The 21,253-nt window shown below is 71.0% G+C and carries 21 protein-coding genes; 8 read left to right on the top strand and 13 right to left on the bottom strand.

Translation table 11 applies throughout. The annotated features are described in order from the left end of the window. Positions 1-243: 243 nt before the first annotated feature. On the bottom strand, positions 244-624 hold the full coding sequence (locus GI374_RS12495) for a hypothetical protein (RefSeq protein ID WP_154337398.1): 381 nt from the start codon (positions 622-624) through the stop codon (positions 244-246). Positions 625-1,383: 759 nt separating this feature from the next. On the opposite strand from GI374_RS12495, the gene GI374_RS12490 reads away from it, so the two are divergent. Beyond that, on the top strand, positions 1,384-1,809 hold the full coding sequence (locus GI374_RS12490) for a TIGR01244 family sulfur transferase (protein WP_154337397.1): 426 nt from the start codon (positions 1,384-1,386) through the stop codon (positions 1,807-1,809). A gap of 1 nt (position 1,810) precedes the next feature. Here the strand turns inward: GI374_RS12490 and GI374_RS12485 are convergent, their stop codons facing one another. Together GI374_RS12485 and GI374_RS12480 are read right to left on the bottom strand one after the other, a co-directional pair. Next, positions 1,811-2,152, bottom strand: coding sequence for an arsenate reductase family protein (locus GI374_RS12485; protein WP_154337396.1), 342 nt, complete (start codon positions 2,150-2,152; stop codon positions 1,811-1,813). Between the two features lie 136 nt (positions 2,153-2,288). Further along, entirely contained in the window at positions 2,289-3,578 is a 1,290-nt protein-coding gene (locus GI374_RS12480; RefSeq protein ID WP_154337395.1) for a DUF3422 family protein, read from the bottom strand. A 136-nt stretch (positions 3,579-3,714) separates the two neighbouring features. On the opposite strand from GI374_RS12480, the gene GI374_RS12475 reads away from it, so the two are divergent. Next, complete coding sequence (locus GI374_RS12475) at positions 3,715-4,227, top strand: murein L,D-transpeptidase family protein (RefSeq protein ID WP_195759914.1); 513 nt, start codon at positions 3,715-3,717, stop codon at positions 4,225-4,227. Positions 4,228-4,490: 263 nt separating this feature from the next. Here GI374_RS12475 and GI374_RS12470 read toward each other — a convergent pair whose 3' ends face one another. The 10 genes from GI374_RS12470 to ccmI form a co-directional block, all read right to left on the bottom strand. Beyond that, entirely contained in the window at positions 4,491-6,047 is a 1,557-nt protein-coding gene (locus GI374_RS12470) for an NAD(P)(+) transhydrogenase (Re/Si-specific) subunit beta (protein ID WP_154337393.1), read from the bottom strand. A gap of 10 nt (positions 6,048-6,057) precedes the next feature. Next, positions 6,058-7,629, bottom strand: coding sequence for a Re/Si-specific NAD(P)(+) transhydrogenase subunit alpha (locus GI374_RS12465; RefSeq protein ID WP_154337392.1), 1,572 nt, complete (start codon positions 7,627-7,629; stop codon positions 6,058-6,060). Between the two features lie 171 nt (positions 7,630-7,800). After that, positions 7,801-8,379, bottom strand: coding sequence for a hypothetical protein (locus GI374_RS12460; protein ID WP_154337391.1), 579 nt, complete (start codon positions 8,377-8,379; stop codon positions 7,801-7,803). A gap of 142 nt (positions 8,380-8,521) precedes the next feature. Beyond that, entirely contained in the window at positions 8,522-9,997 is a 1,476-nt protein-coding gene (gene der, locus GI374_RS12455) for a ribosome biogenesis GTPase Der (protein WP_370515325.1), read from the bottom strand. Continuing rightward, positions 9,994-11,340, bottom strand: a complete 1,347-nt coding sequence (locus GI374_RS12450; RefSeq protein WP_154337390.1) for a PQQ-binding-like beta-propeller repeat protein — start codon at positions 11,338-11,340, stop codon at positions 9,994-9,996. Before GI374_RS12450 ends, der begins: the two co-directional genes overlap by 4 nt. A 13-nt stretch (positions 11,341-11,353) precedes the next feature. Beyond that, the gene (locus GI374_RS12445; RefSeq protein ID WP_154337389.1) at positions 11,354-12,058 is read right to left on the bottom strand and encodes a hypothetical protein; all 705 of its coding nucleotides are present in this window, start codon (positions 12,056-12,058) and stop codon (positions 11,354-11,356) included. A gap of 35 nt (positions 12,059-12,093) precedes the next feature. Continuing rightward, complete coding sequence (rarD, locus tag GI374_RS12440) at positions 12,094-12,987, bottom strand: EamA family transporter RarD (RefSeq protein WP_370515324.1); 894 nt, start codon at positions 12,985-12,987, stop codon at positions 12,094-12,096. A 254-nt stretch (positions 12,988-13,241) separates the two neighbouring features. Continuing rightward, positions 13,242-13,475, bottom strand: coding sequence for a DUF1289 domain-containing protein (locus tag GI374_RS12435; protein WP_154337388.1), 234 nt, complete (start codon positions 13,473-13,475; stop codon positions 13,242-13,244). Beyond that, positions 13,472-13,939 carry a Holliday junction resolvase RuvX gene (ruvX, locus tag GI374_RS12430; protein WP_370515323.1) on the bottom strand — a complete coding sequence of 156 codons (468 nt, stop codon included), beginning with the start codon at positions 13,937-13,939 and terminating at the stop codon, positions 13,472-13,474. Before ruvX ends, GI374_RS12435 begins: the two co-directional genes overlap by 4 nt. Then, positions 13,936-15,210 carry a c-type cytochrome biogenesis protein CcmI gene (ccmI, locus tag GI374_RS12425; protein WP_229583169.1) on the bottom strand — a complete coding sequence of 425 codons (1,275 nt, stop codon included), beginning with the start codon at positions 15,208-15,210 and terminating at the stop codon, positions 13,936-13,938. The genes ruvX and ccmI overlap by 4 nt, the downstream gene beginning before the upstream one ends. Before the next feature lie 161 nt (positions 15,211-15,371). Here ccmI and GI374_RS12420 point away from each other — a divergent pair, with 161 nt between their 5' ends. The 6 genes from GI374_RS12420 to GI374_RS12395 are packed head-to-tail and all read left to right on the top strand — an operon-like array spanning position 15,372 to position 21,155. Further along, on the top strand, positions 15,372-16,667 hold the full coding sequence (locus GI374_RS12420) for a sarcosine oxidase subunit beta family protein (protein WP_154337387.1): 1,296 nt from the start codon (positions 15,372-15,374) through the stop codon (positions 16,665-16,667). Further along, the gene (locus tag GI374_RS12415; RefSeq protein WP_154337386.1) at positions 16,667-17,014 is read left to right on the top strand and encodes a TfoX/Sxy family protein; all 348 of its coding nucleotides are present in this window, start codon (positions 16,667-16,669) and stop codon (positions 17,012-17,014) included. Before GI374_RS12420 ends, GI374_RS12415 begins: the two co-directional genes overlap by 1 nt. 58 nt (positions 17,015-17,072) lie before the next feature. Then, positions 17,073-17,333, top strand: coding sequence for a hypothetical protein (locus tag GI374_RS12410; protein ID WP_154337385.1), 261 nt, complete (start codon positions 17,073-17,075; stop codon positions 17,331-17,333). Between the two features lie 39 nt (positions 17,334-17,372). Continuing rightward, complete coding sequence (locus GI374_RS12405) at positions 17,373-17,696, top strand: sarcosine oxidase subunit delta (RefSeq protein WP_154337384.1); 324 nt, start codon at positions 17,373-17,375, stop codon at positions 17,694-17,696. Continuing rightward, positions 17,693-20,638: a sarcosine oxidase subunit alpha family protein gene (locus GI374_RS12400; protein WP_154337383.1), complete on the top strand. Its 2,946-nt coding sequence runs from the start codon at positions 17,693-17,695 to the stop codon at positions 20,636-20,638. The genes GI374_RS12405 and GI374_RS12400 overlap by 4 nt, the downstream gene beginning before the upstream one ends. Further along, a complete protein-coding gene (locus GI374_RS12395; RefSeq protein WP_154337382.1) occupies positions 20,631-21,155 on the top strand; it encodes a sarcosine oxidase subunit gamma in 525 nt (174 codons plus the stop codon). Before GI374_RS12400 ends, GI374_RS12395 begins: the two co-directional genes overlap by 8 nt. The last annotated feature ends 98 nt before the right edge of the window (positions 21,156-21,253 follow it).

Below are 21,253 nucleotides of genomic sequence, written 5' to 3'. Positions count from 1 at the left end.
GATGGTCGAGGCCTTCGCCCAGATCGACAAGGAGGAGATCGACCCCATCCTCAGCATCACGGCCAAGGCCGCCTGATCATGATCTCAGGCCATCTCACGATTTACACCACGTTGACGGACGTGACCGGTGGAACCCGGAACCCGGCGTGACCCTCGTGGACCGAGCGGCGCATCGCCCGCCAGACCAGTTCGGTAGCCGGTCCCATTGACGGCATTTCGGCGTGCAGTGCGGCGGCAACCTCGTCAGCCCGGTGCTCGCTCGGGATCCGGACCAGCTCGACGCCGTTGCGGAGAACACCAAGTCGTTCCTGCTCCTCCTTTCGCAGCTGCGCCAGGCGTTCGCTGTTTTCTGAGTTCGCTGATCCGGCGGGCCCGGCGCCGGATCCGCGACAGATCGGCGGAGGTCAGCAGCGGGCGCTGGCCTGGCTTCGGCAGCAGCCAGTGATCTGGATCGTCGTCGTCATCGCCCTTGGTCTCGACGACGGCGGAATCGGAAGCAGGGGCATCAGCGAGGGTGCCGGGGCTGCGTCGCTGGCGCAGGAACCTCAGGAACCTGGTCTCGATGCTGTGCTCGGTCTCTTCCGGATCGTGGAAGCGGGCTTCGATGAATGGGATCCGTGACATGTCGGCTCCTTCGGGCAATAGCCTGTCGGTGGCCGGACGCCGTCCGGCCAGGCGAAGCGAAAAGCGTTGCGGGAGGGTTCAGGGACGAATGGGCTTGTGCGCCTGGGCAAAGACAAGCCAGGTCACGAGGGCAGGGGGCCCGCCGCGAGCGTCGAAGGTTGGTTCTCCGGCATCATGCCTCCTTCGAGACAAGGTTCCGCCATGCGGGAAAGCGGCGCTTTCCCGGGCGGGGCGACGGGATCTCAGAGGCCCCCGAGCAGCAGCGGCGATCCGAGCCTGCGACCCTCCAGGGAGCGGATGATTGAAGCCTGCCGGGACCTGCCGCAGCGCGCAACCCGGGCGCCCGAGCGGCCAGGCGTCACCTGACTGAAGGCTTACCGCTCCCCGAGATTACCCCAAAGCGTTGATCCTACACGAAATCTGATGAAATCCTCTGCGCCGATGGTCAACAATCGCGCGTCCAATCGTCAGAAGAGGGGCCTGAATGGTCATTTTTTCTGTTGTTCGACAAGCGCGTGGTCGGGGCGGTTCTGGTATGGTGATAATCGGTATTATGGAAAGTAACGATGGTGCGGCACTGGTGCCTTGGCGGCGTGTCTGCGCAAGCGCTCCCGAACCTGCTTCAAGCTCTCGCGCCGATCCTTGGAGATCATGCCTCGTCCCGACACCGGTGACAGCCCGAGCGCGTCGGAGCACTCCGCGCAGGTGCCGTGCGGATCGAACCCTTGACGCCTCCGTCCGCCGCGATAAAGCACTTCCATGACCAATCCACGCCGTCTCACCGACGCCCTCAGCGTCCTGCCGCAGATCGACCCGGCCGAGATCCCCGAACTGGCCCGCCAGGGCTTCCGGGTGCTGATCGACAACCGTCCGGATGCCGAGGTCGGTGCCGGGATCGACAGCCGCGTCATGGAAGACGCGGCCCGGGCCGCGGGGATGGAATTCCGCTATGTCCCCTTCGTTCCCGGACAGGTCACGCCCGAGATGGTCGAGGACTTCGCGGCCGCGCTCGACCTGCCCGGCCCGGCGCTGGCCTATTGCCGCTCCGGCACGCGCTCGACGACGCTGTGGGCGTTGACGCAGGCCGGCCGGCGGAGCCCGCAGGACATCCTCGGCACGGCGGCGGCGGCGGGCTACGATCTCTCGCACATGGCGCCGATGCTGGCGGCGAAGGCGCGGGGCTGAATCACGCCGGCACGCCGAGCGCGCGCTTGACGTTCGCGGTCCAGCCGAGCCACTGGCCGTCCTCCGCGACAATCGCCGGGCGCTTCATCAGCGAGGGCTTGGCGCCCAGCTGAGCCACGGGAGCGGCGGCGCGCTCGTCCTCGGACATGGCGCGCCAGGTGAGGCTGGCCCGGTTCACCAGCTTCTCGCCGAAGCGGTCCAGCATGGCGCGGCGCTCGGCCTCGGTCAGCGGATCGGCGGCGACGTCGCGGAAGCGGATCTCGTGCCCTGCGGCCTCGAGGTCGGCGCGTGCCGTCTGGCAGGTCGAGCATTTCTGCAGCCCGAAGATTTCCAGCCGCGCCATCAGATGAACGGGACCAGCGGAACCACGTTGCAGCCCGCGAGGGCCAGCAGGGCGGCGAGGGTGACGAGACGGATCATCGGCATTCTCCCAGATTCTCCCCCTTCTCCCGCGAACGCCCCGCGGCGGCAACTCACATCTACGGTTGGTGCAGCCGCCGCCTGATGCGGCGCAGCGCAGCCCATGTCAGCAGCACCACGACCGGCACGAGCGCCGCATTCAGCCAAACCCGGTCGATCCCCGCGGCGGCCGCCATCGGCGCCAGCACATAGCCTGCGAGGCCCACCGCGTAGTAGCTGATCGCCACCACCGACAGCCCCTCGACCGTGTGCTGCAGTCGCAGTTGCAGGTCCGCGCGGGCGTCCATGCTGGCCAGCAGCGCCTGGTTCTGAGCGCTGCGCTGCACATCGACGCGGGTCCGCAGCAGCTCCCCCGCCCGCTCGGTGCGGTCGAGCATTGCCTGCAGCCGGGCGCGGGCCGAGCGCACGGTCCGCATCGCCGGCTCGAAGCGGCGGGTCATGAACTCGGTCAGCGTCTGGCGGCCGCGGAAGCGGCTCTCGCGCAGGGTGGCGATGCGGTCATGGACGATCGCCTCATAGGCGCCGGTCGCGCCGAAGCGGAAGCTGTGGCGGACGGCGGTGCCCTCCAACTCCGCGGAGAGGTCGAGCAGGTCGTCGAGCACCGCCTCGGCCGGGCGCGCTGCGTCGCCCATGCCCTCCATCAGCGCCGAGAGGCGCGTGTCCATGGCGTTGAGGCTTGCCGACAGCTCCCGGCTGCGGGGCAGGCCCAGCATCGCCATGGCGCGATAGGTTTCCAGTTCCAGCACCCGTTGCACGATGCGGCCGATGCGCCCCTGCCCGGCCTCGGGGCGCACGAAGACGGCGAAGCGCATGAAGCCCGCGGGGTCGATGCGGAAGTCGCCCGCGACCACGGCGGCCTCGTCGAGGACCTGGAACGCGGTCAGGCTCTCGATGGCGAACCAGCGTTCCAGCAACGGCTCGATCCCGGCGGGATCGTCGGGCAGCAGGTCCACCTGCACGATGGCGGCGGCGATCCGGCAGCCCGGTGCCTCGGCCTGCCAGGCCGGCGGGAACACCTCGGCCGCCGCGGGGTCGAAGGCGCGCGGCGGCAGCCCCGGCGCGATGGCGGTGTAGCTGACGAACTCGGTATGGCTTTCCCAGCGGAGCTCGTGGCGGCCGATGGCGGCGGCGTAGTGGCTGGCGCCGGACTCAGGCGACGGCGCCCCGTGGCGCGCGGTGAGCGCGGCCAGATGGGCGAGGTCGCGGGCGCGGTCGCGGTTGGCGGCGTCCCGCGGCTCCTTGAAGGCGAGGTGGACAACCGTGCAAGGCGCCTGCAGCCGGGCCGAGGGCCGGGCGTGCAGCTCGTTCACCATCCCGTAGCGCAGCGGGTGATCGAGGGAATCGTTCATGGCCTCAGCGAAGGCGAAAATCATGGCCGCGCGCAAGGCCGGGCATCCGGGAAGATCGAACTTTCGTGATCCGAGGGCCGTTGGCGGATCGTGCCGCTTCTGGCAATCTGGGGGAAAATGCCGGAAGGGACAGGCGATGATGACCAGACATATCCGGGCGGGGCTTGCGGTGGCGGTGCTGGCCGCCCTCGCCTGCTGCGGGCCGAGCAAGTTCAAGACCTACAACGGCCCGCCCGTGACCTTCGTCGAGGTCAACAAGTCGTCCCGGCAGATGATGCTCTACAGCGGCAGCCAGGTCATCGCGGCCTACAACGTGGGCCTCGGACAGGCGCCGAGCGGGCACAAGCAGTTCTCGGGCGACAGCAAGACGCCGGAGGGGGTCTATTACATCGACCGCCGCAACCCGGACAGCCGGTATCACCTGTCGATCGGAATCTCCTATCCGAACCCGCAGGACGCGGCCTTCGCGCTGACCGAGGGCAAGCATCCGGGCGGCGACATCTTCATCCATGGCCGCGGGCCGGACGGCAACGTGCTCGCGCCGCAGAAATGGGACTGGACCGAGGGCTGCATCGCGGTGACGGATGCCGAGATGGAGGACATCTACGCGATGGTCCGGGACGGGACGCCGATACGGATCAATCCGTAGGGCTGCTGCCGCCCTCACCTGTCACGACGATCCCGCTACCTCCTGCCCGTCCGCCAAAGCCGACGGGTCCGCGCCCGCCCGCCCCACAGGCGGGCGCGTCTGCGCCCACCTTCGTGCGTGCGCGGACCCTCTGTTCCGTTTCTTCACTGGACCGAGCGGAATTGGGTCACGCGCCCCAATCCCTTGCGCGGCAAGGAGCCGCCGCCCGTTCAAATAGAAACCCCCGCCAAGGCGGGGGTTTCCTCATTCAGCCTCTGCCCGCCTCAGTCCAGCAGCGGCAGCAGCGCGTCCACGGACTTCTTCGCGTCGCCATAGAACATCCGCGTGTTCTCCTTGTAGAACAGCGGGTTCTCGATCCCGGAATAGCCGGTCCCCTGCCCGCGCTTCGAGACGAAGACGTGCTTGGCCTTCCACACTTCCAGCACCGGCATCCCGGCGATGGGCGAGTTCGGGTCCTCCTGCGCCGCGGGGTTCACGATGTCGTTGCTGCCGATCACGATCGCCACGTCGGTCGAGGGGAAGTCCTCGTTGATCTCGTCCATCTCCATGACGATGTCATAGGGCACCTTGGCCTCGGCCAGCAGCACGTTCATGTGCCCCGGCAGGCGGCCGGCGACCGGGTGGATGGCGAAGCGGACCTCCTTGCCGGCGGCGCGGAGCTTGCGGGTGAGTTCAGACACCGACTGCTGCGCCTGGGCCACCGCCATGCCGTAGCCGGGCACGATGATGACGCTGTCGGCCTCGTTCAGCGCCGCGGCCACGCCCTCGGCGTCGATGGCGACCTGCTCGCCCTCGATCTCCATCGCCGGACCCGCCTCGCCGCCGAAGCCGCCGAGGATCACGCTGATGAAGGAGCGGTTCATCGCCCGGCACATGATGTAGCTCAGGATCGCACCCGAGGAGCCGACGAGCGCGCCGGTCACGATCAGCAGGTCGTTGCTGAGCGTGAAGCCGATCATCGCCGCGGCCCAGCCCGAGTAGCTGTTCAGCATCGACACCACGACCGGCATGTCGGCGCCGCCGATGCCCATGATGAGGTGCCAGCCGATGAAGCCCGCGATCACCGCGATCAGCAGCAGCGACCAGATGCCCGCGCCCCAGAGATAGGCCAGCAGCAGCAGCAGGCTGAGGATCGCCGCGCCGAGGTTCAGCCAGTGCCCGCCGGGCAGCTTCTTCGGCTTGCCGTCCATCTTCCCGGCAAGCTTGCCGAAGGCGACGATCGAGCCGGTGAAGGTCACGGCGCCGATGAAGACACCAAGGGCGACCTCGACCTTCAGCACCGCGATCTCGGCCGCGGTCTTGTGCGCCAGCACCGCGGCAAAGCCGTGGAAGTTGTCCACGATGCCAGACGCGCGGGCGCGCAGCACGTTGCCCAGTTCGAGTTGCGCGTTCAGGCCCACGAACACCGCGGCCAAGCCGACGAGGCTGTGCATCGCCGCGATCAGCTGCGGCATCTCGGTCATCTGCACGCGGGTCGCGATCACCCAGCCGATGGCGCCGCCAATGGCCAGCATGACAAGCGTCAGCCACCAGTTGCCAAGGCCCGGTCCGAGCAGCGTTGCGACGACAGCGAGCGCCATGCCGACGATGCCGTACCAGATCGCGCGCTTGGCGCTCTCCTGCCCCGAGAGGCCGCCGAGCGAGAGGATGAAGAGGACCGCGGCCACCACATAGGCGGCGGTGGTGAAGCCGTAGGCGGGCAGCGCCTCGACGACCGAGACCGGCGCGGCCACGGCGGCGCCCTCCGGCAGGCCCGGCGCGTCGGTCACGACCAGCGTACCGCTGGCTTGCGAAAGCGGGGTGAGCAGGGAAAGGATCATCGCCGCCTCCTCAGGACTTCTGGAACATGGCGAGCATGCGCCGGGTGACGAGGAAGCCGCCGAAGATGTTGATCCCGGCCATCAGCACCGAGAGCGCGGCGAGAAGCACCACCAGCCACGAGCCGGAGCCGATCTGCAGCAGCGCGCCCACGATGATGATCGAGCTGATCGCGTTCGTGACCGCCATCAGCGGCGTGTGCAGCGAATGGCTGACGTTCCAGATGACCTGGAAGCCGACGAAGCAGGCCAGCACGAAGACGATGAAATGCTGAAGGAAGCTCGCCGGCGCGAAGAGGCCGATCAGCAGCATCAGCACTGCGCCGACGGTCAGCAGCGTATACTGGCTGCGGGTCTGGGCGCGGAAGGCCGCGACCTCGTTGGCGCGCCGCTCCTCCGGGGTCAGGTCCGGCACCTTGGGCTTCGGCTTCGCCGCGGCGATCGCCTGCACCTTGGGCGGCGGCGGCGGCCATGTGACCGCGCCCGCATGGGTGACGGTCGCGCCGCGGATGACGTCGTCCTCCATGTCGTGGTGGATCACGCCGTCCTTGTTCGGCGTCAGGTCATGCAGGAAGTGGCGGATGTTGTTGGCGTAGAGTTCCGATGCCTGTGCGCCCATGCGGCTGGGGAAATCGGTGTAGCCGACGATGGTGACGCCGTTTTCCGTCACGATCTTCTGGTCCGGCACCGTCAGGTCGCAGTTGCCGCCCCGCTCGGCCGCGAGGTCCACGACCACGCTGCCGGGCTTCATGGCGCGCACCATGTCCTCGGTCCAGAGCTTCGGCGCCGGGCGGTTCGGGATCAGCGCCGTGGTGATGACGATGTCCATCTGCGGCGCCAGCTCGCGGAACTTCTCGAGCTGCTTGGCGAGGAACTCCGGGCTCGAGGGCTTGGCGTAGCCGCCGGTCTCGGCCCCGTCCTGGGAGTCGGCGAAGTCGAGATAGACGAACTCGGCCCCCATCGACTCGATCTGCTCGGCCACCTCGGGGCGGACGTCGAAGGCATAGACCTGCGCGCCGAGGCTCGTGGCGGTCCCGATCGCGGCAAGCCCGGCGACCCCCGCGCCGACGACCAGCACCCGCGCCGGGGGCACCTTGCCCGCGGCCGTCACCTGGCCGGTGAAGAAGCGCCCGAAGTTCGCCGCCGCCTCGATCACTGCGCGGTAGCCGGCGATGTTGGCCATCGACGACAGCGCGTCCATCTTCTGCGCCCGGCTGATGCGGGGAACCATGTCCATGGCGATGGTGGTGACGCCCTGCGCCCTCAGCGCCTCCATCAGCGCGGGGCTGCTGGCCGGGGCGATGAAGGAGATCAGCGTCTGGCCTTCGCGCAGGAGGCCGACCTCGGCCTCCGACGGCGCGCGGACCTTGACCACCACATCGGCCTCGGCGGTCAGCGACGCCGCGTCGGGCGGGATGTCGACCCCGGCGGCGCGGTAGTCGGCGTCCGAGAACCCTGCCCGCTCACCCGCGCCCGATTCGACCGCGACCTCGTGGCCGAGCTTCTGCAGATGCGCGGCCGAGGACGGCGTGACGGCAACTCGCGCCTCCCCCTCCCCGGTCTCCCTGATTGCGCCGACCTTCATGCGCGGCCTCCCCATGCGTCCCGTTCGCGTCTTCCTAGCGGCGGCGGGGGGGGTTCACAAGCGCGTGCGCGCGGCCTGCGCCGCCCCTTGCGCCGCCGCGCCGGGATGATGCCGCGCCGCAACGAAAAAGCCGCCGCGGGGCGCGCGGCGGCTTGGGAGCGTGTGTCCCGGTCAGTTCGAGGCGGGCGCCGTGCTGCCGGTCGCGGGTTCGATCGGAACCGTGGTCGTGGTCGTCGTGGTGTCGTCCGCCGCCGGGGCCGCCGTGCCATCCGCGGGCGCCGCGCTGTCCGCCGCATCGGTCTCGGGAACATCGGGCGTCACGGCCGTCGTCCCGGTCGTCTCGACCGCCGCCGCATCGGTGTCCGTGGTGCTGCCCGTGGTCGCCGAGGCACCCGTCTCCGGCGGCGTCGTCACGGCCGTCGTGTCGGTGGTCGTGTCGGTGGCGGTTTCGGTCGAGGTGACCGTGGCATCGGCCGCAGGCGCCGTCGTCGTTACGGTGGTGTCGGCCGGGTTCGTGGTGCCCACGTTCACGTCGTCGCCGCCCATGAAGCGCGAGAGCACGAAATAGGCGAGCGCGAGCGCCAGTAGGATGCCGATGATGAGCGGCAGCGGGGACGAGCGCGTCTCGACCGGCTCGACATAGGTCTCGCTGACGACGCGGCGATCCTCGCGCGTCCCCGCGGGGCCGGTCGTCGTCGTGGTCGTCGTCGTGCTGTCGATCCGGTTGGGGTTGTTGGGATCATGGGTCATCGGGGTCTCCTTGCCGAACGGGCCTGTCGGAACCACTCACGCAGGGCACGGGTTCCGGGCGCTCCCTCTGGCACGATCAACCATCGCTTCCAAGGACAAGTTCCCGAAGGCAAACATTATTCCCGCGGGGGGGGGGCGGCCGTCAGGCGCCTTTGGGCCGCTGCCGGTCGCGGTGCTTGGCAAGCGCGCCGGGCGAGCGCTCGCGCCGGGGCTTGTCGCGGTAGGGATTCTTCGTCCCCTGATCCCGGAAGGTCAGCCGGATCGGCGTGCCCGGCATGTCGAAATCGGCGCGCAACCCGTTCACGAGATAGCGCCCGTAGGCCTCGGGGATCTTGTCGGTATGGGTGGCCATCACGACGAAGCCGGGCGGCCGGGTCTTCACCTGCGTCATGTAGCGCAGCCGGATGCGGCGGCCGCCCGGCGCGGGCGGCGGATGCGCCTCGGTCATGGCGGAAAGCCACTGGTTCAGCTTCGCGGTGCCGATGCGCCGGTTCCAGACCTCATGCGCCTTGAGGATCGCCGTGTGCAGCCGGTCGAGCCCCTTCCCGGTGGTGGCGCTGACCGTGACCAGCGGCGCGCCCTTCAACTGCGGCAGCAGCCGCTCGAAGGCCTCGCGCAGTTCGTTCAGCTTCTGCGGCTTGTCGTCCTCAAGGTCCCACTTGTTTGCGGCGATCACCACCGCGCGGCCCTCGGTCTCGGCATAATCCGCGATCCGCAGGTCCTGCTGCTCGAACGGGATCGCCACGTCGAGGAGCACCACCACCACCTCGGCAAAGCGCACCGCGCGCAGCCCGTCCGCGACCGAGAGCTTCTCGACCTTGTCCGTGACCTTCGCCTTCCGGCGCATCCCCGCGGTGTCGAAGATGCGGACCGGGGTGCCCATGAACTCGGCGCTGACGCTGATTGCGTCCCGCGTGATCCCCGCCTCGGGGCCGGTCAGCAGGCGCTCCTCACCGATGATGCGGTTGATGAGCGTGGATTTCCCGGCATTCGGGCGGCCGATCACGGCAATCTGGAGGGGGCGGTCGGCGGAGGGGCGCCAGTCCTCGGCCCCCTCGCCCTCATGTCCCTCGGGCAGGTCCACGTCCGTGATCGGCGTGGTGTCGGGGCGGGTGGCCTCGAACTCGTCGGCCAGCGGCTTCAGCGCCCGGTAGAGGTCGTCCATCCCCTCGCCATGCTCGGCCGAGAGGCGCAGCGGCTCGCCCAGACCCAGCGAATAGGCCTCCATCGCGCCGGCCTCGCCCGCCCTGCCCTCGGCCTTGTTCACGGCGAGGAGGACGTGCCGGGCCCGTTTGCGAAGCAGGTCCGCGAAATACTCGTCCGCCGCCGTGACCCCTGCCCTGCCGTCGAGCAGGAACAGGCACACATCCGCCTCGTCCACCGCCCGCTCGGTCAGCCGCCGCATCCGGCCCTGCAGGCTGTCGTCCTCGGCCATCTCGAGGCCCGCAGAATCCAGCACGATGAAGCGCAGATCGCCCAGCCGGGCCTGCCCCTCGCGCAGATCACGCGTGACGCCCGGCTGGTCGTCCACGAGCGCCAGCCGGCGGCCCACCAGACGGTTGAACAGCGTGGACTTGCCCACGTTCGGGCGGCCGACGATGGCGAGGGTGAAGCTCACCGGAAGGCGTGCAGTTGGCCGTCGCGGCCGGTGACGTAGAGGGTCTGGCCGGCGACGACGGGCGCGGTGCCCGCGCCGCCGGGGATGTCCCCCTGCCCGATCAGCCCGCCGCTGCCTGGGTCGAACACCCGCAGCAGCCCGTCCGAGGAGGCGACGTAGAGCCGCGAGCCCGCCAGCACCGGCCCGTAATGCGCGACGACGCGGTCCTGGCGGCGCGGGCGGGTCTCGGTGAACTGCGGCAGCGCCACCTCCCAGACCTTGGCGCCATTGGCGGCGTCGAGGCGGATCAGGCTGCCCTCGTCGCTGACCGCGAAGATGGAATTGCCGACGACCAGCGGCGGGTTCATGGCGCCGTCGCGGGACCGCCACAGCTGCACGCCGGTCGCGCGGTCGAAGGCGGCGATGGTGCCCGAGGATGTCCCGGCGATCACCCGGTCGCCGGTGATGACCGGATCGCCGGTCATGTCGCGGATCACGGCGATGGCGCGGCCCGGACGGCTGCCGGCGACATTGGCCGACCAGCGGAGCTGGCCGCTGCCCGCATCGGCGCCGAGAAGCTGGCCCGAGGCGAAGGGGAACACCACGAGATCGCCCGCGACGGCCGGGGCCGAGACGCCCATCCATCCGGCGATGTCGCGCGTGCCCTGAACGTTCCACAGCAGCTTGCCGTCGGCCGCGTCCACCGCCCAGCCGGTCGCGTCGCGCGCGGTGACATAGACGCGCCCGCCCGAGACCGTCGGCGCGCCCGAGACCGGCGCATCGAACCGCTGCCGCCAGAGGACGCCGCCCGAGCGCGGGTCGAGCGCCACCAGTTGCCCGTGCTCGGTGGTGACGAAGATGCGCCCGCCGTCGAAGGCGAGGCCGCCGCCCGAGACGCTGTCGTCGCGCTCCATCGGCGGGGTGACGTCCGTGGACCAGACCGTCGCGCCTCCCGTTGTGGTGGCGGTCACGCGGGCGCGGCTGTCGAGGGTGAAGACGAGGCCGCCCGCGACGATCGGATCGGCGGTGATGCGGTGGCGCAGCCCGATCGGCTCGCCAATGGCGGCCGACCAGATGCGCGAGGTGCCGCCGGCGAGCGCCTGGTTCCCGCTGACATGCGCGGGCGAGCCGGCGCGATGGGTCCAATCGGCGTTGCCCTGCACGGCCGGCAGGCTCAGCGCCGCCGTGGTGGGCGTGGCCTCGCCCTCGACATTCGCGTCGGGCGAGATCACCGCACGCGGATCCAGCCGCTCGCCCTGCAGGATCACCTCGCGGTCGCAGGCGCCCAGCAGCGCCAGAAGCGCCGCGGCCCCCAGCAGGGGCAGGCGGCGGGGGCGGCTGAGGCTGACGGCCTGCAGGGTCATCTGGCGATCCTTCTCAATCGGCCGGTGCAGGCGCGGGGACAGCCTCGGCCGCCGGCTGCGTGGCGCCCGCGCCCGGCAGCGGCTCGACGCCTAGCGTGACCAGCAGCTGCGAGAGCCGCTCGCTGAGGTTCCGGGTCAGCCCCTGCTCCTGCTGGATCTGGCGGATCAGGGTCACGGCGTCGTCGCGCCGCCCGGCCTCGATCAGCGCCACCGCCTTCTGCTCGAGCGCGAGGAGGCGGAAGGGCGCGCCGGGGGCGGACAGCTCGGCCAGCACCTGATCGCGCGCCGCCGGGTCCATGTCGCTGCCCCGCGCCAGCACCGCCTTGAGCCGGGCGAGGTCGCGCGGCAAAGCGGGCGTGGCGGCGTCGGCGGCGATCGCCTCGAAATCCGCGGCGGCGCCCGCGCGGTCGCCCGCGGCGAGGCGCGCGTCGGCGGCGAGCATCAGCGTCATCGCCCGGCGCTCGGGCGTGTCGGCGGGAACCTCGGCCAGCGCCGCCGCCGGATCGGGCGCGGCCTGCGCCGCCAGCACGGCATCGCCGAAGGCCTGCGCGCGGGCCTCGGTGCGGGCGTTGCTCCACGAGGTGAAGGCCACCCCGGCGACGATCGCCAGGATGATGAGCAGGACGATCCAGCCGTACCGGCGGAACGCGGCATGAAGCCGATCGCGGCGCAGCTCCTCGCTGACCTCGTCGATGAAGCTGTCGTTCTGATTGGCCATTGCCGCTGCCGCGCTGTCCCTGTCGTTGCCGCCCCTTATAGCCGCGCGCGCGCCCCCGGCAAGGCGCGCCGGCGGACGAGCGTTGCAGCGCAATAGAGCGCGACCGCCGTCCAGATCAGCGAGAAGGCCAGCACATGCCAGCCGGTGAAGGGCTCGCGCAGGATCAGCGTGGCGCCGAGGAACTGGAGCGTCGGGTTGAGGTATTGCAGCACCCCCACCGTCGCGAGGTCCACCCGCCGCGCGGCCGAGGTGAAGAGCATCATCGGCACCGCGGTGACGAGGCTGCTGCCCAGCAGCAGCGCCGTCGTCGCCGCGTCGCTGCCGAAGGCCGGCGTCGCCGAGGGCACCGCGACGAGCCAGAGGATCGCGAAGGGCGCGAGGACCGCGAACTCGGCCGTGACCGAGACCATCGGCGGCAGGTCGAGGCCCTTCTTCAGCGCGCTGTAGACCGCGAAGGTCCCGGCGATGGCGAGGCTGAACCAGGGCGTGACGCCGAGGCCGAGCGTCAGGATCAGCACTGCGAGCGCGGCGAGCGCGACGGCGGCGACCTGCAGCGCGCGCAGCCGCTCGCCGAAGAACAGCGTGCCGATCAGCACCGCGATGAGCGGGAAGATGTAGTAGCCGAGGCTCGACTGGATCACCTGCCCGGTGGCAATGGCGATGAGGAACAGCAGCCAGTTGGACCCGACCGCAAAGGCCGCCGCGGTGAGCCGCAGCCGCGAGCCGGGGCGCGCGAAGGCCGCCGGCAACGCCCGCAGCCGGCCCTGAACGGCGAGGACGCCGAGGAACAGGACCAGCGACCAGATGACCCGATGCGCCATGACCTCGCCGGTCGGGACATGGACGAGCATCGAGAAATAGAGCGGCGAGGAGCCCCAGATGACGCAGGCGCCGATCATCGCGGCGATGCCGAGGCTGTGCGGACTCACGGGAGGCTCCGGGGCGGGTTGCGGCGGGAGGCTGGACGAAGGCAGGGCGGGAGGCAAGGGGCGGCGGGAAACCGCACGACGCCGGACGGGGTGGGCAGGTCGAGCATCGGGGTTCCGCTCCATGCGTGCGCCTTGCCCCATCCTGCCCGGCTCGGACCCTCTCGCGACGCCGGATCGGGCGTCTGTTCCGGGCGGCGGCCGGATGTCGGCACGTAGGTTGCGTGCTCCGCACGCACCGCCACGCACCCTACATCTCAATCCGCTCCGACGCGCCCTGCCCTGCCGCCTCGCCGCCGGGTGATCCGCCCCGCTCGCCCCGGCAGCGATCCGGTGACGGCCCGCCGTTCCTCCGTCGTCATCGCACCCCAGCGGGCGATCTCGTCCATGGTCCGCAGGCAACCGATGCAGAGGCCCTCGGCCGGGTGCATGACGCAGATCTTGACGCAGGGGCTCTCGGGCTCGTCGCGCTCCCACAACTCCCCGGTCATCGCAGGTTCCCCAGCCGGTCGAGCATCCCCTGCAGGATGTAGCCCGCTGCCACCGCGTCAATGGCGACGGCGCGGCGGGCGCGGCTGAGGTCGGCCTCGAGCATCGCGCGCTCGGCCGCGACGGTAGAGAGGCGCTCGTCCCAGAACGCGATGGGCAGCGCGGTCAGGCGCTCGAGGTTGCGGGCGAAGGCGCGGGTGGACTGGGCGCGCGGCCCCTCGGAGCCGTCCATGTTCAGCGGCAGGCCGAGGACGATGCCGGCGAGCCCGCGCTCCTCGATCAGCGCCAGCACGGCCGCGGCATCGGCGGTGAATTTCACGCGCTTCAAGGTCTTCAGCGGCGAGGCCACCCGGCGCAGCCCGTCGCTGACGGCGACGCCGATGGTCTTCGTCCCGAGGTCGAGGCCGATCAGCCCGCCCGCTGGCGGCAGGGCCTCGGCGAAGGCCACGGCATCCGCGCAGATCACCGCATTCCGGCCTGTATGGCGGCGGCCTCGATCACCGCCGCGGCCTCGGGATTGGTGCGGAAGGTCTGGCGCGCCTCCTCGAGAATGGCCCCGGCGCGGTCCCACTGGCCCAGCACCGCAAGCGAGGTGATGAGCCGCCCCCACTCCTCCGGCGTGCCGCCGACGGTGGCCAGCCGCTCCTGCAGCGAGACGACCATGCCGCCGATCATTTCCTCGCGCTGCTCGGCCGTCATCTCGCCCGCGGCCTCCACCGCGCCGGCATCCGGGCCGGGCAGCATCGGCGCCGCCGCGCCCGGCGGGACGTAGTCGGGCTGCCCGGCAAACCAGGCGAGATCGCCGATCACCGCGCGGATCGGGGCGGCCCAGGGCGCGCTCGGATCGGCCGCCAGCAGGTCGCGCCAGACCGGGAAGGCGAGGTCGGGCCGCTGGTTCTGGATCAGCAGCAGGCCCCGCAGGTAGCGCGCCTGCGGCTCCCACCGGTCGCGCTCGAGGGCGCGGGCGATCTCGGCCTCCGCCTCCGGCGTGACGATGCCGCCAGCGGCCTCGACCATCAGCCCGGCGAGGCTGGCATGGTCGGCGCCGGTGGCCTCGGAGCCGCGCAGTTCGACCACGCGGCGCATCGCCGCCGCGGCCTCGGCGGCGCGGCCCAGATTCGCCTCGCTGCGGGCGAGCAGGGTCAGACCCTCCGGGTCGTCGGGGCGGCGGGCGACGGCCGCGCGCAGTTCCTCGACCAGCGCCAGATATTCGGGCGCGGGGACGCCCGTCGGCGGGCGGGACGGGGCCTGCGCCTCGGCTTCGGCCTGGCTGGGGCGGGCGTCGTAGACAGCCTTCGCCGCGGCGATGCGGGCGGCCATGGGCTGGTCCGGCATCCCCGGCCGGCCGATCGCGAGGTAGAGCGCGAAGGCAAGGCTCGCCGCGGCCACCACCGCCACGCCCACGCCATAGGCCCGCCCGCGCCCGGCCGTCGCGACCGCGCCCTCCGCGCGGGAGAGCGCGCGGTCCGCGTCCAGCACCTTGCGCCCGATCTCGGCCCGGAGCCGCCCGGCGTCCTCTGCGGCGATCACGCCCCGGGCAAGGTCGCGCTCCACCTCCGCAAGCTGCGCCCGGTAGACGCGCAGGTCATAGGCCGCTGCCGGCTCCGCCGTGGCCGTGCCGCGTCCCCGCAGGAACGGCGCCATGATCGCAAGCGCCACCACCGCCGCCATCGCCGCCGCCAGCATCCAGAGCATCCGCGCCTCCATTCCCGGCCCGACCGAAGGACCGACCGTCATCTAGCCGTTGCGGCGGCGGGGCAAAACCCCGGCGCGGCGCGTCTCGCCCTTTCTTGCGCGGCGTGGCGTCGCAGCGGGTCGCATTTCGGGGCTGCCATGCCGCAGGCGACCTTGCCCAAGGCCTCGCTGTTGGGCAGGAAGGGCCGGACCGGAGGGAGCCGATGTCAGACACCACCGCCAAGCCCCCTGCCCTGCCTCGCGCCTCGAGGCCGCGGCGCTACTCCGTCTTCGCCATCGCGCGGGAGGCCATGCGCCTCCACAGCGGCTGGCAGCGCGCCTGGGCCAGCCCCGAGCCGCGCCGCCGCTACAAGATCGTGATCGTCGGCGCCGGCGGGCACGGCCTCGCAACCGCGTATTACCTCGGCCGCAACCACGGCGTCACCGATATCGCGGTGCTGGAGAAGGGCTGGCTCGGCGGCGGCAATACCGGACGCAACACGACCATCATCCGCAGCAACTACCTGCAGGACCCCTCGGCCGCGATCTACGACAAGTCGCTGTCGCTCTACGAGACGCTGAGCCAGGACCTGAACTACAACGTGATGTTCAGCCCCCGCGGCCTCATCATGCTGGCCCAGACGGAGCACGAGGTCCGCGGCTACAAGCGCACGGCGCATGCCAACCACCTGCAGGGCGTCTCGACCGAGTGGATCGAGCCGGAGCGGGTCAAGAAGCTCGTGCCGATCATCAACCTCGCCGGACCGCGCTATCCGGTCCTCGGCGGCCTCTACCAGCAGCGCGGCGGCACCGCGCGGCACGATGCCGTGGCCTGGGGCTATGCCCGGGCCTGCTCAGCGATGGGGATGCACATCATCGAGAAATGCGAGGTCACCGGGATCGAGAGCGCCGGCGGCCAGGTCACGCAGGTCAACACCACCCGCGGCGATATCGGCTGCGAGAAGCTGGTCCTCGTCGCCGCGGGGCATTCCACCGTGCTGGCCGACATGGCGGGCTTCCGCCTGCCGATCGAGAGCGTGGCGCTGCAGGCGCTCGTCTCCGAGCCGATCAAGCCCTGCATGGACGTGGTGGTGATGGCCAACACTGTGCATGGCTACATGAGCCAGTCCGACAAGGGCGAGATGGTGATCGGCGGCGGCACCGACGGCTCGATCAACTACACGCAGCGCGGCTCGTGGCACCACATTGAGGAGACGGTGCGCGCGCTGGTCGAGACCTTCCCGATGATCTCGCGGCTGAAGATGCTGCGGCAATGGGGCGGGATCGTGGACATGACCGGCGACCGCTCGCCGATCATGTCGGGAACGCCGGTGGGCAACATCTTCGTCAACTGCGGCTGGGGCACCGGCGGCTTCAAGGCGATTCCCGGCTCCGGCTGGGCCATGGCGGAACTGGTGGCGAAGGGGGAGCCGGGGCCGCTTGCCGCCGATTTCGGCCTCGGCCGGTTCCGCGAAGGGCGGTTCATCGACGAGAGCGTGGCGGCCGGGGTGGCGCATTGATGCCGCGCGATCCGGGCATCGAGCAGGCGTTCCGCGAGGAACTCGCGGCGCGGCTGCCGATGGAGCGCGTGAGCGAGCGTCCGATGTTCGGCGGCCTCTGCTTCATGCTCGACGGCAACATGGTCGGCGGGGCGAGCGACAGGGGCGCGATGCTGCGCGTCGGCCGGGCGGCGGAGGCGGAGGCGCTCGCGCTGCCCGGCGTTGCGCCGATGATCCATGGCGGGCGCGCGAAGCCGGACTACGTCAGGATCGGCCGCGAGCGCTTCGGCGAAGCGGCGGCGCGGCGGCGGTTGATGGACATGGCCGTGGCCTGCGTCTCGGCGCTGCCGCCGAAGGAGGCGACATGAGGGTGAAACTCTTGCCGGTCCAAGACGTTGGGCGGGGCCACCTTCCGGAGGTTCCGTCATGGCCCAAGCCCCCCGCCCCGACACCCCGCGCCGCCGCGAACTCGGCGTCTGGCCGCTCGTCATCGGCGCGGTCATCATCATCCTGCTCGCCGTGCTCTACTTCTCCTGGGAGGTCGAGCCGCCGCCGCCCCTGCCCGACAGCCCGGTGGCCCAAGGCACCGTGGGCCAGCCGACCGGCACCACCGGCGCCACGCCGCAGCCCGGCGCTCCGCCCGTCGTCGAGCAGAACACCGCCAACCCGCCGGCCGCCAGCAACTGACCCAGCGGCGCGTCCCGGCTTCAGCACGGGGGCGCGCCGATGCTGCTTCTGACCTGCCCGCATTGCGGGATCGCCGCCGAGGAGACCGAGTTCAACCCCGGCGGCGAGGCGCATCTGAAGCGTCACGGCCCCGGCGCCTCGGACGAGGACTTCGAGGGCTACCTGTTCCTGCGTCACAACGTGAAGGGGCCGGTGCTCGAACGGTGGCGGCATTCTTATGGCTGCGGCAAGTGGTTCCTCGCGGCGCGCGACAGCGTCACGCTGCAGGTCTACGGCACCTATCCGGCGAGCCTTGCCCATCCGAGCGACGAGGTCGGCGACAGCGTCCGCGCCGCGCATCCGAACTGGAGGACGCAGATTTGAGCCGGCCCTCCGCCCCTCCGCCCGGCCCGTTCCGCCTCGCCTCCGGCGGCCGCCTCATCGACCGCGCCTATTCCACCGGCTTCCGCTTCAACCGCCGCCATCTGCGCGGCTTCAAGGGTGACACGCTGGCCTCGGCGCTGCTCGGCAGCGGTGTGGCCCTTGTCGGGCGCAGCTTCAAGTATCACCGCCCACGCGGCATCCTCGCCTCCGGCGTGGAGGAGCCGAACGCGCTGCTGGGCCTCGGTCAGGGCGGCCGGTTCGAGCCGAACCAGCGGGCCACCACCACGGCGCTGATGCCCGGCATGGTCACGGAGAGCCAGAACGCCTGGCCCTCGCTCGACAGCGACGTGGGCGCGATCAACGCGCCGCTGTGGCGGTTCTTCCCGGCCGGGTTCTACTACAAGACCTTCATCCATCCCCGCGCCGCCTGGCTGAACGTCTTCGAGCCGGTCATCCGCCGCGCCGCCGGCCTCGGCCGGGCGCCGAAACAGGCCGACCCCGACCGCTACGAGCAGGCCTATGGCTTCGCCGAGACGGTGGTGGTCGGCGGCGGCATCGCCGGGCTCTCCGCCGCACGGGATGCGGCCCGTGAGGGCGGGCGGGTGCTGGTGCTGGAGCAGACGCCGCATTGGGGCGGGCGCACCCCGGTGGACCACGCGGGCGGCGAGGCGCGGGTCGGGGCGCTGCTGGACGAGCTGCGCGGAATGGAGAACGTCACGCTGCGGCGCAACACGCAGGCGACCGGCCTCTACGACCACGGCTACCTGCTCGCCCGCGAGAGCCTCGCCGACCACGACCCCAAAGCGGACCTGCCGCGGCAGCGGCTGTGGCGCATCCGCGCCGGCCGCGTGATCGTCGCCACCGGCGCGCATGAGCGGCCGATCGCCTTCGCGGGCAACGACGTGCCGGGGGTGATGCTGGCCTCGGCGGTGCGCGACTACATCGTCAACTGGGCCGTGGCGCCGGGGCGGCGGATCGCGGTCGTGACGAGCAATGACGACGCCTATCGCACGGCGCTTGCGGCGCTCGACGCGGGGCTGGAGGTCGCGGCGGTGATCGACGCACGGCCCGTGGCAGACGGCCGGCTGCCGCAGGCGGTGCGGGCGCGGGGCGTAGAGGTGCTGACGGGCACCGGCATCGCCGGGGTGCGCGGGGGCAAGCTGATCTCGGGCGTGGACCTCTGCGCGCAGGATGGCGCGGGCAAGGTCACGGGGCGGCTCGACTGCGACTGCGTCGCCATGTCGGGCGGCTGGTCGCCGGTGGTGCACCTGTGGAGCCACTGCGGCGGCAGGCTGCTGTGGGACGAGCCGGGCGGGTTCTTCCGCCCCGAACCCTCGCGGCCGCCGACCGGCCCGGACGGGGCGCCGAACGTGGCGGTGGTGGGCGCGGCGGACGGTGATCTGGCCGTCGCGGCGCTGACCGGCGCGGAGGTGGAGGCGCCGTCGGCCCAAGTCTGGCTCATGCCCGCGCAGGCCACCCGCAAGGCGCGGTTCAAGATGTGGCTCGACTACCAGAACGACGTGAAGGTCTCGGACGTGGTGGTCGCCGCGCAGGAGGGCTTCGTCTCGGTCGAGCACGCCAAGCGCTACACCACCCTCGGCATGGCGACCGATCAGGGAAAGACAAGCAACGTCAACGGTCTCGCGGTTCTTTCTGAGGCACTGGCTCAACCCGTGGCCGCGACCGGGACGACGACCTTCCGCCCGCCCTACACACCGCTGACCTTCGGCGCAATCGCAGCCGAGGCCAAGGGCGCGATCTTCCAGCCGCTTCGCCGCACGCCGATGCACGCCTGGCACGAGGCCCGCGGCGCAGCATGGGAGCCGGTCGGCCTCTGGCGGCGGCCCTATACCTATCCGCAGGGCGGCGAGACGCATACCGACGCGATCAACCGCGAGATCCTTGCCGTCCGCGGCGGCGTGGGCATGCTCGACGCCTCGACGCTCGGGAAAATCCTTGTGACCGGGCCGGATGCGGGACGTTTCCTCGACATGGTCTACACCGGCATGATGTCCTCCCTGCCCGTAGGAAAATGCCGCTACGGATTGATGTGCAACGACAACGGCTTCCTGATCGACGACGGCGTCGTGGTGCGGCTGGCCGAGGACCAATGGCTCTGCCACACCACCACCGGCGGGGCCGAGCGCATCCACGGCCACATGGAAGACTGGCTGCAATGCGAGTGGTTCGACTGGAAGGTCTATACCGCCAACCTCACCGAGCAATACGCGCAGATCGCCGTGGTCGGCCCCAAGGCGCGCGACCTGCTCGAGGCGCTCGGCGGCATGGACGTCTCGGCCGAAGCCCTGCCCTTCATGACCTTCGCCGACGGCGAACTCGGCGGCCACCCGGTCCGCCTCTACCGCATCAGCTTCTCGGGCGAGCTCAGCTTCGAGCTGGCGACCCCCGCCGGCCGCGGTCTCGCGCTGTGGGAGGCGCTGATGGCCGCGGGCAAGCCCTTCGGAGTGACGCCCTACGGCACCGAGGCGATGCACGTCCTGCGGGCCGAGAAGGGCTTCATCATGATCGGGGACGAGACCGACGGCACGGTGATCCCGCAGGACCTGAACCTGCACTGGGCAATCAGCAAGAAGAAAGCCGACTTCATCGGCAAGCGCGCGCAGGAGCGGAGCTTCATGGCTTCCCCCGACCGCTGGCGGCTGGTCGGCCTCGAGAGCCTCGACGGCCGGATGCTGCCGGACGGGGTCTATGCGGTGGCCGAGGGCGTCAACGCGAACGGGCAGAGGAACGTGCAAGGCCGCGTGACCTCGACCTACGCCTCGCCGACGCTGGGCCGCCCGATCGCGATGGGGCTGGTCGCGCACGGGCCGGAGCGGATGGGCGAAATCCTGGAGTTTCCGGTCAAGGGCGCCGACTCCGTACGGGCCCGGATCGTGGATCCGGTGTTCTACGACAAGGAAGGGACGCGGGCGAATGGCTGAGATGACGGCGCTCGCGCGCGTGACCCGCGTGGAGGGCCTCGGGATGGTGACGATCAGGGCCGATCTGGACCGGGCCGGCGATGCCATCGCCGGGGCGAGCGGCCTGCCCTTGCCCGGCCGCGTCGGGATCGTGGCCGAGGGCGACCGCGCCTTGGGCTGGATGTCGCCCGACGAGTTGCTGCTGATGCTGCCTCATGCCGAACTCGCGGACGCTCTGACCGACTTGCGCGAGGCGCTGCGGGGAGAGGCATCGCTCGTGGCCGATGTCTCCGACATGCGCTGCGTCTTCGACCTCACCGGCGAGGACGCGGATCAGGTGCTGGCCAAGCTCTCGCCGACCGACCTCGAGATGTTCCCGCCCGGCGCGCTGCGCCGCACCCGCCTTGCGCAGGTGCCCGCCGCCTTCTGGCGCATCCCCGGCGGCTTCCGCCTGATCGCCTTCCGCTCGGTCGAGGTCTACCTGCGCGAGCTGCTGGAAACCGCCGCCGCACCCGGCACCTGGCTCGATCCGCGCTGAGAAGTCCCGAAAAATAAAGCGGAACCGGGTTGAACCCGGCGCGTTCGGTGGCGACAGTCCCGCCGGCCTGCGGCAGCGGGCGATCCGTCCTGTGGACC

Origin of the sequence: Paracoccus sp. S-4012, from assembly GCF_009674885.1 — a bacterium.
Lineage (GTDB): Bacteria > Pseudomonadota > Alphaproteobacteria > Rhodobacterales > Rhodobacteraceae > Paracoccus.
This window is presented reverse-complemented; position numbering and strand designations above follow the sequence as displayed.

Bases quoted from the DNA above. Each gene is read 5' to 3' on its own strand.
- GI374_RS12495 (WP_154337398.1), bottom strand. From the start codon at position 624: ATGTCACGGATCCCATTCATCGAAGCCCGCTTCCACGATCCGGAAGAG.
- GI374_RS12490 (WP_154337397.1), top strand. From the start codon at position 1,384: ATGACCAATCCACGCCGTCTCACCGACGCCCTCAGCGTCCTGCCGCAG.
- GI374_RS12485 (WP_154337396.1), bottom strand. From the start codon at position 2,152: ATGGCGCGGCTGGAAATCTTCGGGCTGCAGAAATGCTCGACCTGCCAG.
- GI374_RS12480 (WP_154337395.1), bottom strand. From the start codon at position 3,578: ATGAACGATTCCCTCGATCACCCGCTGCGCTACGGGATGGTGAACGAG.
- GI374_RS12475 (WP_195759914.1), top strand. From the start codon at position 3,715: ATGATGACCAGACATATCCGGGCGGGGCTTGCGGTGGCGGTGCTGGCC.
- GI374_RS12470 (WP_154337393.1), bottom strand. From the start codon at position 6,047: ATGATCCTTTCCCTGCTCACCCCGCTTTCGCAAGCCAGCGGTACGCTG.
- GI374_RS12465 (WP_154337392.1), bottom strand. From the start codon at position 7,629: ATGAAGGTCGGCGCAATCAGGGAGACCGGGGAGGGGGAGGCGCGAGTT.
- GI374_RS12460 (WP_154337391.1), bottom strand. From the start codon at position 8,379: ATGACCCATGATCCCAACAACCCCAACCGGATCGACAGCACGACGACG.
- GI374_RS12450 (WP_154337390.1), bottom strand. From the start codon at position 11,340: ATGACCCTGCAGGCCGTCAGCCTCAGCCGCCCCCGCCGCCTGCCCCTG.
- GI374_RS12445 (WP_154337389.1), bottom strand. From the start codon at position 12,058: ATGGCCAATCAGAACGACAGCTTCATCGACGAGGTCAGCGAGGAGCTG.
- GI374_RS12435 (WP_154337388.1), bottom strand. From the start codon at position 13,475: ATGACCGGGGAGTTGTGGGAGCGCGACGAGCCCGAGAGCCCCTGCGTC.
- ccmI (WP_229583169.1), bottom strand. From the start codon at position 15,210: ATGACGGTCGGTCCTTCGGTCGGGCCGGGAATGGAGGCGCGGATGCTC.
- GI374_RS12420 (WP_154337387.1), top strand. From the start codon at position 15,372: ATGTCAGACACCACCGCCAAGCCCCCTGCCCTGCCTCGCGCCTCGAGG.
- GI374_RS12415 (WP_154337386.1), top strand. From the start codon at position 16,667: ATGCCGCGCGATCCGGGCATCGAGCAGGCGTTCCGCGAGGAACTCGCG.
- GI374_RS12410 (WP_154337385.1), top strand. From the start codon at position 17,073: ATGGCCCAAGCCCCCCGCCCCGACACCCCGCGCCGCCGCGAACTCGGC.
- GI374_RS12405 (WP_154337384.1), top strand. From the start codon at position 17,373: ATGCTGCTTCTGACCTGCCCGCATTGCGGGATCGCCGCCGAGGAGACC.
- GI374_RS12395 (WP_154337382.1), top strand. From the start codon at position 20,631: ATGGCTGAGATGACGGCGCTCGCGCGCGTGACCCGCGTGGAGGGCCTC.